Consider the following 13,917-nt stretch of genomic DNA (forward strand, 5'->3'; position numbering starts at 1 on the left):
GCAGACGCGCGCGGCGGGCGTCAGTTCGTTCCGGTGGCGAAGCGGGCGATGGGGTCGTCGTTCGGTGCGGGACGTGGCGCGGCAAGCGAGCCAGTCGAAGCGCGCATCACGCGCACGGGTGGATCGGCGGGCGAGGCGTTGTCGTAGGCCTGTTGCCGCGCGGCGCGCGAGCTGGGCGGCGGCGGCTCGAAGGCGTCGGCGGCGGCCTGGATCGGATCCGGCGCGGCGTTGATCGCGGCCGTGGCGGCAGCGGGCGCGATCGCGCCGGCCGCTTGCGATTGCCGCTGCGCCGCCCTCAGCGACGAAGGCGGCGGTTCGAAGGCGTCGGCGCTCGCGGTTATCGGGGCCACTGGAGTTGCCTGAGCCGCCTGAGCCGCTGGAGCCGGCGCGGCGGCTTGAACCGCAGGCGACGCAGCGGGTGCAGCAGGTGCAGGCGATGCCAGGTAAGTCGGGCCATCGAACGGCGTCGGTGCGGCCTTGGGCGCCGCGACGCGGCGTATGCCGTCGAAACGCTTGGCCCAGTACGGGTTGGTGAGGTAATCGAGACGCACCGTGCCGCCCGTCGATGGCGCGTTCACGAAGCGCAGCTTGCCGACATAGATGCCGACGTGCGAATGAGCCCGCCCGGTCGTGTTGAAGAAGATGAGGTCGCCGGCGGCGATTTCATCCGGTTCGACCGATTCGCCGCGCGAACTCATCTCGCCAGTGGTGCGCGGCAGATCGACGGACGCCGCGCGCCCAACCACATAGCGCACGAGGCCGCTGCAATCGAAGCCCGCATCGGGCGTGTTGCCGCCCCAGCGATACGGCACGCCAACGAGCGACATCGCCTGAATGGAGATTTCCTCGCGTCCGATGCTGTGATCGACGAACGTCGGGAAGCCGGGCGGCGGCTTGAAGGTGCGGGTGGCGGCGGTGCTGGACGCGGGCTTGCGCGTGGCCTGCTGCGGCGCGGAACCACACGCGGCGAGCAGCACGGACACGAGAAGCGGCAACCAGATTCGACGCATTGCAGAAGGCGAGCGCAGGCTCGCCAGTAAGGGCAGTGTGCCGATACTAGCCCGTCGCACGGGCGTGCGGCAAGCGCTGTTGAAGTTTTACATGAAGATTCGGCTGTAAGTGTTGCCCGTGCGGAACGGCGGAATGAGCGGAAACACCATGAAAAACGGCCCGGCGGATCGCTCCGCCGGGCCGTGCATGGCAGCCGTAAAGCCGCTTACAGAATGTCCGACGCGTAATCCGCGAGTCGCGAGCGTTCGCCGCGCGCCAGCGTCACGTGCCCGCTGTGCGTCCAGCCCTTGAAGCGGTCGACGACATACGTGAGCCCCGAACTGCCTTCCGTCAGATAAGGCGTGTCGATCTGCGCGATATTGCCGAGGCACACGATCTTCGTGCCCGGGCCCGCACGCGTGACGAGCGTCTTCATCTGCTTGGGCGTCAGGTTCTGCGCTTCGTCGATGATCACGTACTTGTCGACGAACGTCCGGCCGCGCATGAAGTTCATGCTCTTCACCTTCAGACGCGAGCGGATCAGCTCCTGCGTCGCGGCGCGGCCCCATTCACCGGCGGCGTCGTCGGTCTTCTGGAGCACTTCGAGGTTGTCGTCGAAGGCGCCCATCCACGGCTGCATCTTCTCTTCCTCGGTGCCCGGCAGGAAGCCGATGTCCTCGCCCACCGGCACGGTCGCGCGCGTCACGATGATCTCGTTGTAGCGCTTGTCGTCGAGCACCTGTGCCAAGCCGGCGGCGAGCGCCATCAGCGTCTTGCCGGTACCGGCCTGACCGAGCAGCGTGACGAAGTCGACTTCGGGGTTCATCAGCAGGTTGAGGGCGAAGTTCTGCTCGCGATTGCGCGCGGTGATGCCCCACACATTGTTCTTGTGATGGCCGTAGTCACGCAGCGTCTGCAGCAGCGCCGTCTTGCCGTTGAGTTCGCGCACCACGGCGTGGAACGACGGCTCGCCGTTCTGCGGTTCGAGATAGACGAACTCGTTGACGAGCATCGACGGACACAGCGGACCGGTCACGCGGTAATACGTGGTGCCGGTCTTGGTGTCCTGCCAGCTTTCCATGCCCTTGGCATGCCGCGTCCAGAAGTCCTGCGGCAGCGCGCGCACGCCGGAGTAGAGCAGGTCCTTGTCTTCCAGGACCTGATCGTTGAAGTAGTCTTCGGCGGGCAGCCCGAGCGCGTGCGCCTTGATGCGCATGTTGATGTCTTTCGACACCAGCACGACCTGGCTTTCCGGGCGCTCCTTCTGCAATGCGCGCACGACGCCGAGGATCTGGTTGTCGGCCTTGCCGACCGGCAGGCCCTCAACCGGCTCGATGTCGGTGAGCGTCGTCTGGAAGTAGAGGCGGCCGAGCGCGTCGCGGTTGCCCTGCGCGGCGAGCGGAATGCCTTCCGTCATCTTGCCTGCATGAGCGACGAGCGCGTCCAGCGTGCGGCTCACCTGACGCGCATTGCGCGCCACTTCGGACATGCCCTTCTTGTGGTTGTCGAGTTCTTCGAGCGTCATCATCGGCAGATAGACGTCGTGTTCCTCGAAGCGGAACAGCGAGCTCGGATCGTGCATCAGCACGTTGGTGTCGAGCACGAACAGCTTGCGCAATTCGGCTTCGGCGGCGGCGCCCTTGCGGCGTTTGCCGGACGCGCGCGTGTCCTTCGCGTTCGACGGGGCAACCGCGACAGGCGCATCGGCCTGCTCGACGCGTTCGGAGCGTACTTCGGTTTCGTCCTGCTTCGAGCGGACGGCGGGCGCCGGCTGCAACAGCGCCGCGGTCTGCCGCGATTTGCGGCCGCGTGTGGGAATGGTGCCGGGCGCGGGCGGCGGCACGGCCGCATCCACCTGCGCTTCGGCGGGAACCTGGGTCAGCACTTCGCTGGCGATGGCGCGCAGCGTGTGCGCCGCGTTCGCGGGACGTTCGGCGGTGGCCGTGGCGGCGCCGCCATGGACTTCGTCGTCGCTCGCCGCAGCGGGCTTCTTCGACGATTTCGAAGGCCGGGCTTTGGCCTTGTACTCGTCGGACGGAAGGAGATGGCCGAGCTTGGCCGGGGCGGTAGGCAAAGGCATGGTGTTCCCTCGAAAGGAATCGGGTCGTGTATCGTGCGCCGCCTGTCGCATCCTGCTCGTCCGCCCTCGCAGCGAGACGCGTGCCGCAGTTTGCGCCCGGCGGCGCGCTTCAATGTCGAAAACGCCGGTTCGCCTAGGTGTCGATCTGCTCCTCGGGATTGCGTCAGTGGATCATTGCGCGGTGCGTGGCTCCGCGCGATGCCCAATAAAAAAGCCGCCGTTCCGACTACCGGAACCAGCGGCTGACTTCTCTTTCAGAGCGCCTGCGCCGACCCGCTGCCTCACCGCCCGGATAACCCGGATCCATGCCGACCGCGCCGCAGGGCGCACGACGGCTCGTGCCGGGAAGGAGGAAAGTGAAGGGACAGGCGCTCATTGCGAACCAATATATCGTGCCTCAAATGGCTTGTACAGCCTCCACGATGGCCTCGACGTGCCCAGGCACGCGCACGCCGCGGAACTCCTGCCGCAACACGCCCTGGGCGTCGATCAGGAAGGTCGAGCGCTCGATGCCGCGCACTTCCTTGCCGTACATCTTCTTCATCTTGACGACATCGAACTGTGCGCAGATGGCTTCGTCGCTGTCCGACACCAGCGTGTAGGGCAGTTCCAGCTTGGCCTTGAAGTTGTCGTGCGACTTCACGCTGTCGCGCGAGATGCCGACCACTTCCGCGCCGGCCTTCCGGAACAGCTCGTAGTGGTCGCGGAACTGCAGGCTTTCGGTCGTGCAACCCGGCGTGTTGTCCTTCGGATAGAAAAACAGCACGACCTTCTTGCCGCGCAGGGAGGAGAGGGTGAACTCGCCACCAGTTGCGGGTGCGGTGAAATCGGGAACGGGCTGGTCGACAGCGACTGACACGAAGGCTTCTCCGTTGTTGTGGGTTGTTGGTGAGGGAGACGATCCGCACGCGCGCTGCCCGAACGAGACTCAGGCCCGGATTCAGCCCGGCTGGACGATCAGTTCGCCCGCGCGGCCCGGAATCTCGCCCCACGTGACAGGGTACGTGGGCAGCGTCGCGCGGTCCAGCGCCGCATGATAATCGCCCATCGTGGCGAAGACGTGTCCCTGCGCGCGCCAGCCGGCCAGCAGTTGCCCGAACACGGGCGCGAGCTTCTGGCCTTCGAGCTCCGCGTGCAGCGTGAACACCTGGTCGTGCGGGTTGTTCTCGGTGTGCTTCAGCAGATGCGCGGCGACGTTGCTTTCGTCGACACCCGCCACGCCGAGCACTTCGTCGAGCGTCGGCAGGGTGGTGGGCATCTGCACGTGGTTCAGCGTGCGGCCGTCGAGCACGGGAATGTAGGGCGTGTGGCCGCGGCCGTCGGAGGCGTAGCGCATGCCCCACGCGTCGATCTGCTCGAACGCGTGGCCGTTCATCTGCCAGCCGGCCGCGCCGTGCGTGACGGGCGGCGCGCCGAAGATCTCGATGAAGCGCGCATGGCTCTGCTGCATCTGCGCCACGGTCCAGTCGCGGTCACGCGCGCGCACGTTGTCCTGCCAGTACACGTGGTCCCACGTATGGATGCCGCATTCGAAGCCGGCTTCGTGGATGGCGCGCATCTCCGACACGGCTTCGCGGCCGATGTCCGGTCCCGGCAGCAGCACGCCGTACATCAGCGTCTTGAGCCCGTAGTGTTCCACCACCGAAGTCCGCGACACCTTCTTCAGGAAGCCCGGCCGGAACACGCGGCGCAAGGCCCAGCCGGTATGGTCCGGACCGAGGCTGAACAGGAAAGTGGCGCGCGCGGCGTACTGGTCGAGCAGACGCCCGAGATTGGGCACGCCTTCGCGCGTGCCGCGCAGGGTATCGACGTCGATCTTGAGGACAATGCGTGCCACGCGGCGTCCTCGCGCTTACGCCTGCTCGACGAGCTTGCGGGCTTCGCCCACGTGCCCGCGATACGCTTCGAAGATCTTGCGCAGCGCGTCGTCCATGCTGGCCTGCGGGGCCCAGCCGAGTTCCTGCATCGTGTTGTCGATCTTCGGCACGCGGTTCTGCACGTCCTGGTAGCCCTCGCCGTAGTACGCGCCCGACGAGGTCTCGACGAGCTGTACTTTCTTCGCCGTGTCCGCGTACTCGGCATATTCGTTGGCGAGCGCCAGCATCTTGCCCGCCAGCTCGCGCACCGAGAAGTTGTTCTTCGGGTTGCCGATGTTATAGATCTTGCCGCTGGCCACGCCGCCCTTGTTCTCGATGATCTTCATCAGCGCGCCGATGCCGTCGTCGATGTCGGTGAACGCGCGCTTCTGCGCGCCGCCGTCGACGAGGCTGATGTTCTCGCCGCGCACGATATGGCCGAGGAACTGCGTCACCACGCGCGACGACCCTTCCTTCGGCGTGTAGATGGAGTCGAGGCCCGGGCCGATCCAGTTGAACGGACGGAACAGCGTGAAGTTCAGGCCTTCCATGCCGTAGCCCCAGATCACGCGGTCCATCAGCTGCTTGGAGCACGCGTAGATCCAGCGCGGCTTGTTGATCGGGCCGTAGGAGAGCTGCGAGTTCTCCGGGTCGAACTGCTCGTCGGTGCACATGCCGTACACCTCGGACGTCGACGGAAACACCAGGTGCTTGCCGTACTTCACGGCCGATCGCACGATGGGCAGGTTCGCCTCGAAGTCGAGTTCGAACACGCGCAGCGGCTGCTTCACGTAGGTGGCGGGCGTGGCGATGGCGACCAGCGGCAGGATCACGTCGCACTTCTTGACGTGATACTCGACCCATTCCTTGTTGATCGTGATGTCGCCTTCGAAGAAGTGCATCCGCTCGTGATTCGCGAGGTCGCCCAGACGATCGGTTTGCATGTCCATCCCGAAGACTTCCCAGTCGGTGGTCTCGAGGATGCGCTTGGACAGGTGGTGGCCGATGAAGCCGTTGACACCCAGGATCAGAACTTTTTTCATGAATGACGAGAGGATTGAGTGAAGCGGCCGAACGCGGTGGCGAATTCGGCAGGGCTGATGGCGCGCTCGTCGCCCACGGGTTGACCGTCGGCGGACAGCGGCCGATGGCGCAATTCGTGGATGGCGATGACGCGGCCATCGCCGCACACGCCGAACAGCGCATTATCCGTCACGGCAAGGCCCGGGGGCAAACCGCGCAGCTCACCGAGCCTTTCCGGCGTGACGCCCGGTGCGCCGCTTTCCGGCACGAGCCGCGCCCGCGCGACGATGAAGCGGTCAGCGCCGAGATCCGTGAACGCGCCCGGATAAGGCGGCGCCACGGCGCGAACCAGGTTGTAGACGCGCGTGGCCGGCTGGGTCCAGTCGATGCGTCCGTCTTCCGGCTTGCGCCCGCCGTAGTAGCTGCCGGCGGCGAGATCGTTCGGCAGGCGTGGGGCGTCTCCGGCCAGCAGCGCGGGCAGCACGCGCCAGAGCGTCTGCTCGGCGGCGACCACGGTCTTGTCGAAGACCTGCGCGGCGGTATCGTCGGGCAGGATGGGCACCGGCGTCTGCGCGAGGATCGCGCCGGCGTCGGGCTTTGCGGCCATTTCATGCAGTGTCGCGCCGGACTCGGTTTCGCCGTTGAGCACGGCCCAGTTGGTCGGCACGCGGCCGCGGTACTTCGGCAGCAGCGAGCCGTGCATGTTGTACGCGCCGCGCCGCGCGAGCGACAGCAGCGCCACCGGCAGCATGTGGCGGTAGTAGAACGAGAAGATGAAGTCGGGCGCAAGCCGTTCGACGGCCTCGTGAAGCTCGGGCGACTTCGGATCGGCCGGGGTGAGGGTGGCGATGCCATGCTCCGCCGCGACCCGCGCGACGCTCTCGAACCAGATGTTCTCGCTCCCGCTGTCCTCGTGCGTGACCACCAGCGCGACCTCCACGCCGCGCGCGAGCAGCACCTGCAGGCAACGCACGCCGACGTCGTGATAGGCGAAGACGACTGCGCGCGGCTTCATGCGCCGTCTTCCTCGCGCGTGACCACGGCGACCTGCTGCACGGCGTCCTGCAGCGGCCGGGTGGCGGTGGGCAGGCCGTCGCGCTCTTCGAGGATGGTCTGCACCAGATAGCGGGGCCGCGCGCGCACTTGCTGGTAGATCCGGCCGATGTATTCGCCCAGCAGCCCGAGCGCGAAGATGATCACGCCGAGCATGAAGAAGGTGATGGCGAACAGGGTGAACACACCCTGGACTTCCGCGCCGAACATGAAGCGGCGGATCAGGAGCAGCAGGAACAGGCCCGCGGAACCCACCGAAAGAATCACGCCGATGAACGACAGCCATTGCAGCGGCACCACCGAGAAGCCGGTGACCAGGTCGAAGTTCAGGCGGATGAGGCTGTAGAGCGAATACTTGGATTCGCCCGCGAAGCGCTCCTCGTGGGCCACGTCCACTTCGATGGGGTTCTGCGCGAAGGTGTAGGCGAGGGCCGGAATGAAGGTATTGATTTCGCCGCAGCGGTTGATCGTGTCGATGATATGGCGGCTGTAGGCGCGCAGCATGCAGCCCTGGTCCGTCATGCGGATCTTGGTGATGCGCTCGCGCAGCCGGTTCATCGCGCGCGACGCCTTCTTGCGCCACAGGCTGTCCTGGCGCTGCTGGCGGATCGTGCCGACGTAGTCATAACCCTCGTGCATCTTCGCGACCAGCTTGCCGATTTCCTCGGGCGGGTTCTGCAGGTCGGCGTCGAGCGTGACGACGATCTCGCCGCGCGACTGCTCGAAGCCCGCGAGGATCGCCATGTGCTGGCCGTAGTTGCCGTTCAGCAGAATGACGCGCGTGGTGTCGGGGCGCGCGTGGAACTGCTTCGCCAGCAGCGCCGCCGACTTGTCGCGGCTGCCGTCGTTGATGAAGATCACCTCGTACGACGTGCCGAGCGCGTCGAGCGCCGGATACAGGCGCTGGAACAGGGCGGCGAGGCCGGCTTCCTCGTTGTAGACGGGGATGATCACCGAAAGCTCGGGGGAAGTCGCCGGAAAATCGAAATGACTCATGTTGCGCTGGTTGTCCCTGGGTTGCCCGTTATTCGGGTGCATGTCTTGAGCGTTTCTCTAGGCGTGTTCATCGTCCGAACTGCTCGCAGATCGCATCGATGGACTTCACGACATGATCCACGTCGGCGGTCTCCATCAGCGTGAAGAGCGGCAGCGTGAGCGTGGCCGCGCCGAGCTTCTCGGCATGCGGGAACATGCCTTCGTGGAAACCGCGCGCGCGATACAGCGTGAACAGATGCAGCGCCGGATAGTGCACGCCCGTGCCGACGCCGCGTTCCTTCATCTCCTGCATGAACTCGGCGCGCGTGAGCGTGAGCCGCTCCAGAGGCAGCGCGATCTGGAACATGTGCCAGTTGGCGTCGCTGAAGTTGCGCGGCGGCAGGCCCGTGCCGAGGCGCACGGCTGCGCCGCCTTCGAACGCGTCGAAGTACGCGCGCGCCAGCTGGCGGCGTTTTTCCGTGAAGCGGTCGATCTGGCGCAACTGGCCCAGCCCGACGCGCGCCGCGACGTCGGTCAGGTTGTACTTGCCGCCGAGCACGTCGCAGTCCATGCCGTCGAAACCGGTGCGCGTGATGCCTTGCAGGCGGTACTTGCGCGCGAGTTCCGCCTCGTCCTCGTTGTTGAGCACGAGCGCGCCGCCTTCGATCGACGTCAGGTTCTTGTTCGCGTGGAAGCTGAACGAAACCAGGTCGCCGATGGCGCCGATGCGCTTGCCGTTCCAGCTCGACCCGAAGGCCTGCGCCGCGTCCTCGATCACGCGCAGCCCGTGCGCCCGTGCAATCTCATAGAGCCGGTCCATGTCCACCGGCAGCCCCGCCAGATACACCGGCATGATGGCTTTCGTGCGCGGCGTGATGGCGGCTTCGAGCAGGTTCAGGTCGAGATTGCGCGTGACCGGATCGATGTCGACGAACACCGGCGTCGCGCCCACTTCGAGGATCACGTTCGCCGTGGACACCCAGGTCATCGGCGTGGTGATGACTTCGTCGCCCGCGCCGACGCCCGCGATGCGCAGGCCGATTTCCATCGTGCAGGTGCCGGAGTTGAACACCCGCACCGGCCGGCCGCCGCAATACGCCGACAGCTCCGCTTCGAACTGCTGGTTCTGCGGGCCGGTGGTGATCCAGCCCGAACGCAGCACGTCGACCACGCCCTGGATGGTTTCTTCGTCGATGTCGGGCTTCACGAAAGGCAGGAACGGCCGCGAGGTTTGAGTCATGGGCTATGCGTTGTAATTGATGATTGATCCGGACAGGGCCGCCGCGGGTCGGGACGCGAGGCGGGCTGCGCTTCAGCCGCGCGCGAGCACCACCACGCCGACCAGGATGATGCCGATGCCGATGAGCCGCTGCATCGACAGCACTTCGCCGAACAGGTACCACGCCGCGAATGCGTTGACGACGTAGCCGAGCGAGAGCATCGGATAGGCGATCGACACGTCCACGCGCGACAGCCCGACGATCCACACGACCACGCTCAGCACATAACAGCTCAGCCCGCCGATGATGGGCAGTTGCGTGGCGATCTTCATCCCGACCGGCACGATATTGGCAGGCGTGAAGTCGAAATGGCCCACCGCGTTCACGCCGGCTTTGAGCAGCAACTGGGCGCATGCGTTCAACGATACGCCGATGATGATGCAAATGAAGGAAATCAGGTTCATCGTGAAAGGTCGGGTGCGGGTCAAGGATACCCGGTTCGCCGCCAAATGCCGCACGGCCGTGCGCTTCAAATGCGCGGCCGAAAGGCATTCGAAGGCTCAGGGCTGCGGTTTCTCGACGATCACGCGACGCTCGTCGCGCGCGATCACCTGCATGGGCACGTGACGTTTTTCAAGCTCGTCGTAACGGTAGGGCGGCATCAGCGCGAGCGCCGCGTGCTCCGAATCCCAGATTCGGACCCACTCGTCGATGCTCGGCACCCATTTCTGCGGCTCGGCATGCACGCCGAAGGTCAACTCGTCCGCTTCGCCGACCATGATCATCGTGTGGCCGAGGTAGAAGGGCATCGTGTGATCGAGCTTGGCGATCGAATAGAAGGGCGTGTCGGCGGGCAGTTTCGCCATCGCGGCCTTGACGGCCGGCACGAGCTGCACGCCCGAACTCTGCGTGCCGAAGACATCGTGGCCGCAGCCGGCGATCGTGCCCAGCAGCAGCCACGCGGCCCCCAGTCCGGTGGCGCCCGCCAGGACGCTGCGGCGGTTCAGCCACAGCGCGACCAGCGTCGCGACGAACGCCACGGCAAGCCCGGCCCACACCCACAGCTGGAAGACGCGATAGAGCGCGTTCGGCGTGTTGGCGCTGCCGGCCCGGCCGATGAAGATCGCCCCGAGCGCCGCCGCGACCAGAAACACCGCATAGCCGATCAGATGCATGCGATAGCGCTGCGGCGTCAGCGACGGCAGATAGAGCCCGATCACGAGCGCCAGCGCCGGCGCGACGGGCAGTACGTAGGAAATGAGCTTCGAGTGCGACGCGCTGAAGAACAGGAAAATGAACGCCGACCAGATCAGCAGCATGGTGACGGGCGCGAAGCCGTTCGGCTGGCGCGGCGTGCGGATGCCGTGCCACACGCTCTGCGCGGCCACCGACAGCCACGGCAGGAAGCCGACCAGCAGCACGGGCACGAAGTAGTAGAACGCGCCCGGGCGATTCTGCTCGGGCGTCAGATATCTCTGAAATTGCTGGACGATGAAGAAGAAGTTGAAGAATTCGGGATTCTTCATCTGCACGAGCACGAACCACGGCGCGGTGATGACCAGGAACACGATCAGTCCGCTGCCGATATAGAGCCGCTTCCACAGCGCCCAGTCGCGTGCGACGAGCGAATAGAGGATCAGCACGGCGCCCGGCAGGATCAGCCCGACCAGGCCTTTCGACAGCACCGCCGCGGCCATGCCGGCCCAGCACAGCCACATCCAGCCGCGCACGGCGCGCGCCGGCAGCCCAGGACGCTGCGCCAGCAGCAGCGCGCACAGCGTGACCTGCATCCAGAACGACAGGGCCATGTCGAGCGTGTTGAAGTGGCCCATCAGGTTCCAGTAGGGGCAGGTCGCGAGCACGACGGCGGCGGCGAAGCCCGTCATCGCGTTGAACACGCGCGTGCCGGTATAGCCGACCAGCAGCACGCCGGCGAAGCCCGTGAGCGCCGTGTAAAGCCGAGCTTGCCATTCGCCGATGCCGAACCACGCGAAGCTCAGCGCGTTTGCCCAGGTTTGCAGGGGCGGTTTCTCGAAATACTTGTAGCCGTTGTAGCGCGGCGTGATCCAGTCGCCGGTCACGAACATCTCGCGGGCCATTTCGGCGTAGCGGCCTTCGTCGCTCGGCACCAGGTGGCGATAGCCCAGCGGCCCGAACCAGACGAGCGCGAGCGCCAGGACCAGGAGGATGAGCGCGAGACGGGTGAGCGGTAGCCGCGAAGGCGTATCGTTCATGAAGTCGACCTGTCCGATGCCGCGATGCGCGGCGCTAGTGGAACGAAAGGGGCGGCAACGCCCGGCGGTTCGGGGTATTCGCGGCGCCGGGCGCGTCTGCGTTGCCGCCGCGACGGTCCGGCGTCCTGCGGTCCGTTGCCATGAATGCCGGGCGGGAGTTTAGCAGTACGCCACGGCGCACCCTGCTGGAGCGTGCTCGCCTGCACCGCAGCCTGCACCGAATTCAGGCGCGCGGCCGGAGTCTGCCAGCCGTTCCTTAACGGTTCCTTAGCGCACTTCTGGCGTTTGCCTCCGGATCGATCAGCGCTCGATCAGCAAGGCCGCCGCCACGCGCCGGCCTTCGGACATGAGGATGTTGTAGGTCCGGCAGGCTGCCCCGAAGTCCATCGTTTCGACGCCGATGCGATGCTGCGCCAGGCTCGCCGTGAGGCGCGGATGCGGAAAGCGCAGGCGCGTGCCGCTGCCGAAGATGACCACCTCGGGCGCGGCGTCGATCAGCGCCTGGAAGTGCTCGGGGGCCAGCGCGTCGAACGACGCAACCGGCCATGCGGTCACCGGCGTTTCGGGCATCACGATCACGCTGCCTTCGTGCCGTTCGAGGTTGATCGCGACGAAACCGTCTCCGTAGCTCGTGATGGTATTGAGTGCGCTGGTGGAATCCTGGTGAAGTTTCAAAACAGTGATCCGGCAGGGAAGGGATGAAGGGCCCGGCAGGTGTTACGCGACGTGCAGGCGTGCGGACGCGCCGGCCAGGTCACTCGCGCCCGCCCGCAGGGCGCGGCGGCGCGACTTTGGTGCATTGCGCAACGGAGCCATAATCAGTAAATTATAACTTTCCGGCTGCCGGGCCCGCTCGCGCCGCCCGTTGCGCTCGCTGCCGCCACAAGCCGCCATCGCGCGCAATCGCCGCCTCCGGCTTAGTCTCCGGTCCGCAACGCTCAAGCCTACCCGGCGCTGCGTCTAGAATATGTCGTCCGGCGCCCGGGCGGCTTGCCCGAAACTCATCAGCCCAGGTTGAAGTCGCTTTCGAAGCCCAGGCTCCCCATCCCGGTCTGCCACGCTCGTCCGCACGCTGTCCGCGCGCGAGGCTGGACGCACGGATGACCGGGCCGGAATCGCGCAACCTTTGGCGTGCAACACCGCGTGTAACACCCGTGTGCAAAACCGGCGAGTACGACGCCCAAGCCGCACCGAACCAGACAACGTCCGTCCACACATCCAGACCAGAGCGCCCGCCGTGAAACCGATTCTGAAATCCAACAAGCTGCAAAACGTCTGCTACGACATTCGCGGACCCGTGCTCGAGCACGCGAAGCGCCTCGAGGAAGAAGGCCACCGCATCATCAAGCTCAATATCGGCAATCTGGCCCCGTTCGGTTTCGAGGCGCCCGATGAAATCATCCAGGACATGATCCGCAACCTGCCGGGTTCGTCGGGTTACTCGGATTCGAAAGGCGTGTTCGCCGCGCGCAAGGCGATCATGCATTACACGCAGCAGAAGGGCGTGGAAGGGGTGGGACTGGACGACATCTACATCGGCAACGGCGCGTCCGAGCTGATCGTCATGGCCATGCAGGCGCTCCTCAACGACGGCGACGAAGTCCTGCTGCCCGCCCCCGACTATCCGCTGTGGACGGCGGCCGTGAGTCTCTCGGCCGGCACGCCGCGCCACTACCTGTGCGACGAAGGCAACGGCTGGATGCCCGACCTCGACGACATCCGCGCGAAGATCACGCCGAACACCAAGGCGCTCGTCGTCATCAACCCGAACAACCCCACCGGCGCGCTGTACTCGGACCAGCTGCTGCTGGACCTGATTGCGATCGCGCGCGAGCACGGCCTCATCATTTTCGCCGACGAGGTCTACGACAAGATCATCTACGACGGCCTCACGCACACGTCGATGGCCGCGCTCTCCGAAGACGTCATCACGGTGACCTTCAACAGCCTGTCGAAGAGCTATCGCTCGTGCGGCTACCGCGCGGGCTGGATGGCCATTTCCGGGCTGATCGAAGAGAACCGCCGCCGCGCGAAGGACTATCTCGAAGGGCTGGGCATCCTGGCGTCAATGCGCCTGTGCCCGAACGTCCCGGGCCAGTACGCGATCCAGACGGCGCTCGGCGGCTACCAGAGCATCAACGACCTGATCCTGCCGGGCGGACGCCTCTACAAGCAGCGCGAGCTCGCCTACGACATGCTCACCGCCATTCCGGGCGTGACCTGCGTGAAACCGCAGGCGGCGCTCTACATGTTTCCGCGCCTCGATCCGAAGATGTACCCGATCCAGGACGACCAGCAGTTCATCACGGATCTCCTGCTGGAGGAGCGCGTGCTGCTGGTGCAGGGCACGGGCTTCAACTGGCCGACGCCGGATCACTTCCGCGTGGTTTTCCTGCCGAATGTCGACGACCTCGCCGACTCCGTGAATCGCATCGCACGATTCCTCGACGGTTATCGCAAACGCCACTCCGCTTAATTTCCCTTTT

General features: G+C 65.8%; 12 protein-coding genes. 1 reads left to right on the forward strand and 11 read right to left on the reverse strand.

Translation table 11 applies throughout. The features are described 5' to 3' along the window. Window positions 1–20: 20 nt before the first annotated feature. The 11 genes from QCE62_RS06605 to QCE62_RS06655 all read right to left on the reverse strand — a co-directional run bounded on the left by QCE62_RS06605 (window position 21) and on the right by QCE62_RS06655 (window position 12,106). The gene (locus QCE62_RS06605) at window positions 21–1,010 is read right to left on the reverse strand and encodes an NlpC/P60 family protein (RefSeq protein WP_309915717.1); all 990 of its coding nucleotides are present in this window, start codon (window positions 1,008–1,010) and stop codon (window positions 21–23) included. A 206-nt stretch (window positions 1,011–1,216) separates the two neighbouring features. Continuing rightward, window positions 1,217–3,070 carry a PhoH family protein gene (locus QCE62_RS06610; protein WP_309915719.1) on the reverse strand — a complete coding sequence of 618 codons (1,854 nt, stop codon included), beginning with the start codon at window positions 3,068–3,070 and terminating at the stop codon, window positions 1,217–1,219. A gap of 397 nt (window positions 3,071–3,467) precedes the next feature. Further along, the gene (locus tag QCE62_RS06615) at window positions 3,468–3,929 is read right to left on the reverse strand and encodes a peroxiredoxin (protein ID WP_309915722.1); all 462 of its coding nucleotides are present in this window, start codon (window positions 3,927–3,929) and stop codon (window positions 3,468–3,470) included. An 81-nt stretch (window positions 3,930–4,010) separates the two neighbouring features. After that, window positions 4,011–4,907 carry a polysaccharide deacetylase family protein gene (locus QCE62_RS06620; RefSeq protein WP_309915724.1) on the reverse strand — a complete coding sequence of 299 codons (897 nt, stop codon included), beginning with the start codon at window positions 4,905–4,907 and terminating at the stop codon, window positions 4,011–4,013. Window positions 4,908–4,922: 15 nt separating this feature from the next. Next, complete coding sequence (locus QCE62_RS06625; RefSeq protein WP_309915726.1) at window positions 4,923–5,969, reverse strand: bifunctional UDP-4-keto-pentose/UDP-xylose synthase; 1,047 nt, start codon at window positions 5,967–5,969, stop codon at window positions 4,923–4,925. Continuing rightward, window positions 5,966–6,964: a formyltransferase gene (locus QCE62_RS06630; protein WP_309915729.1), complete on the reverse strand. Its 999-nt coding sequence runs from the start codon at window positions 6,962–6,964 to the stop codon at window positions 5,966–5,968. The genes QCE62_RS06625 and QCE62_RS06630 overlap by 4 nt, the downstream gene beginning before the upstream one ends. Beyond that, entirely contained in the window at window positions 6,961–7,998 is a 1,038-nt protein-coding gene (locus tag QCE62_RS06635; RefSeq protein WP_309808196.1) for a glycosyltransferase, read from the reverse strand. Before QCE62_RS06635 ends, QCE62_RS06630 begins: the two co-directional genes overlap by 4 nt. A 67-nt stretch (window positions 7,999–8,065) precedes the next feature. Continuing rightward, entirely contained in the window at window positions 8,066–9,217 is a 1,152-nt protein-coding gene (locus QCE62_RS06640; RefSeq protein WP_309915732.1) for a DegT/DnrJ/EryC1/StrS aminotransferase family protein, read from the reverse strand. Window positions 9,218–9,289: 72 nt separating this feature from the next. After that, window positions 9,290–9,661, reverse strand: a complete 372-nt coding sequence (locus QCE62_RS06645) for an SMR family transporter (protein ID WP_309915735.1) — start codon at window positions 9,659–9,661, stop codon at window positions 9,290–9,292. A 96-nt stretch (window positions 9,662–9,757) separates the two neighbouring features. Beyond that, the gene (locus tag QCE62_RS06650) at window positions 9,758–11,431 is read right to left on the reverse strand and encodes a glycosyltransferase family 39 protein (protein ID WP_309915736.1); all 1,674 of its coding nucleotides are present in this window, start codon (window positions 11,429–11,431) and stop codon (window positions 9,758–9,760) included. A gap of 300 nt (window positions 11,432–11,731) precedes the next feature. Continuing rightward, window positions 11,732–12,106: an Mth938-like domain-containing protein gene (locus QCE62_RS06655; protein WP_309915738.1), complete on the reverse strand. Its 375-nt coding sequence runs from the start codon at window positions 12,104–12,106 to the stop codon at window positions 11,732–11,734. A 562-nt stretch (window positions 12,107–12,668) separates the two neighbouring features. Between QCE62_RS06655 and QCE62_RS06660 the strand changes: the two genes are divergently transcribed. Next, window positions 12,669–13,907, forward strand: a complete 1,239-nt coding sequence (locus tag QCE62_RS06660; protein WP_309808201.1) for a pyridoxal phosphate-dependent aminotransferase — start codon at window positions 12,669–12,671, stop codon at window positions 13,905–13,907. The last annotated feature ends 10 nt before the right edge of the window (window positions 13,908–13,917 follow it).

Source organism: Caballeronia sp. LZ033, assembly GCF_031451265.1.
Taxonomy (GTDB): domain Bacteria; phylum Pseudomonadota; class Gammaproteobacteria; order Burkholderiales; family Burkholderiaceae; genus Caballeronia.

Excerpts from the sequence above, each read along its gene's own strand:
- QCE62_RS06640 (WP_309915732.1), bottom strand. The coding sequence starts at position 9,217 with ATGACTCAAACCTCGCGGCCGTTCCTGCCTTTCGTGAAGCCCGACATC.
- QCE62_RS06650 (WP_309915736.1), bottom strand. The coding sequence starts at position 11,431 with ATGAACGATACGCCTTCGCGGCTACCGCTCACCCGTCTCGCGCTCATC.
- QCE62_RS06605 (WP_309915717.1), bottom strand. The coding sequence starts at position 1,010 with ATGCGTCGAATCTGGTTGCCGCTTCTCGTGTCCGTGCTGCTCGCCGCG.
- QCE62_RS06625 (WP_309915726.1), bottom strand. The coding sequence starts at position 5,969 with ATGAAAAAAGTTCTGATCCTGGGTGTCAACGGCTTCATCGGCCACCAC.
- QCE62_RS06610 (WP_309915719.1), bottom strand. The coding sequence starts at position 3,070 with ATGCCTTTGCCTACCGCCCCGGCCAAGCTCGGCCATCTCCTTCCGTCC.
- QCE62_RS06635 (WP_309808196.1), bottom strand. The coding sequence starts at position 7,998 with ATGAGTCATTTCGATTTTCCGGCGACTTCCCCCGAGCTTTCGGTGATC.
- QCE62_RS06645 (WP_309915735.1), bottom strand. The coding sequence starts at position 9,661 with ATGAACCTGATTTCCTTCATTTGCATCATCATCGGCGTATCGTTGAAC.
- QCE62_RS06630 (WP_309915729.1), bottom strand. The coding sequence starts at position 6,964 with ATGAAGCCGCGCGCAGTCGTCTTCGCCTATCACGACGTCGGCGTGCGT.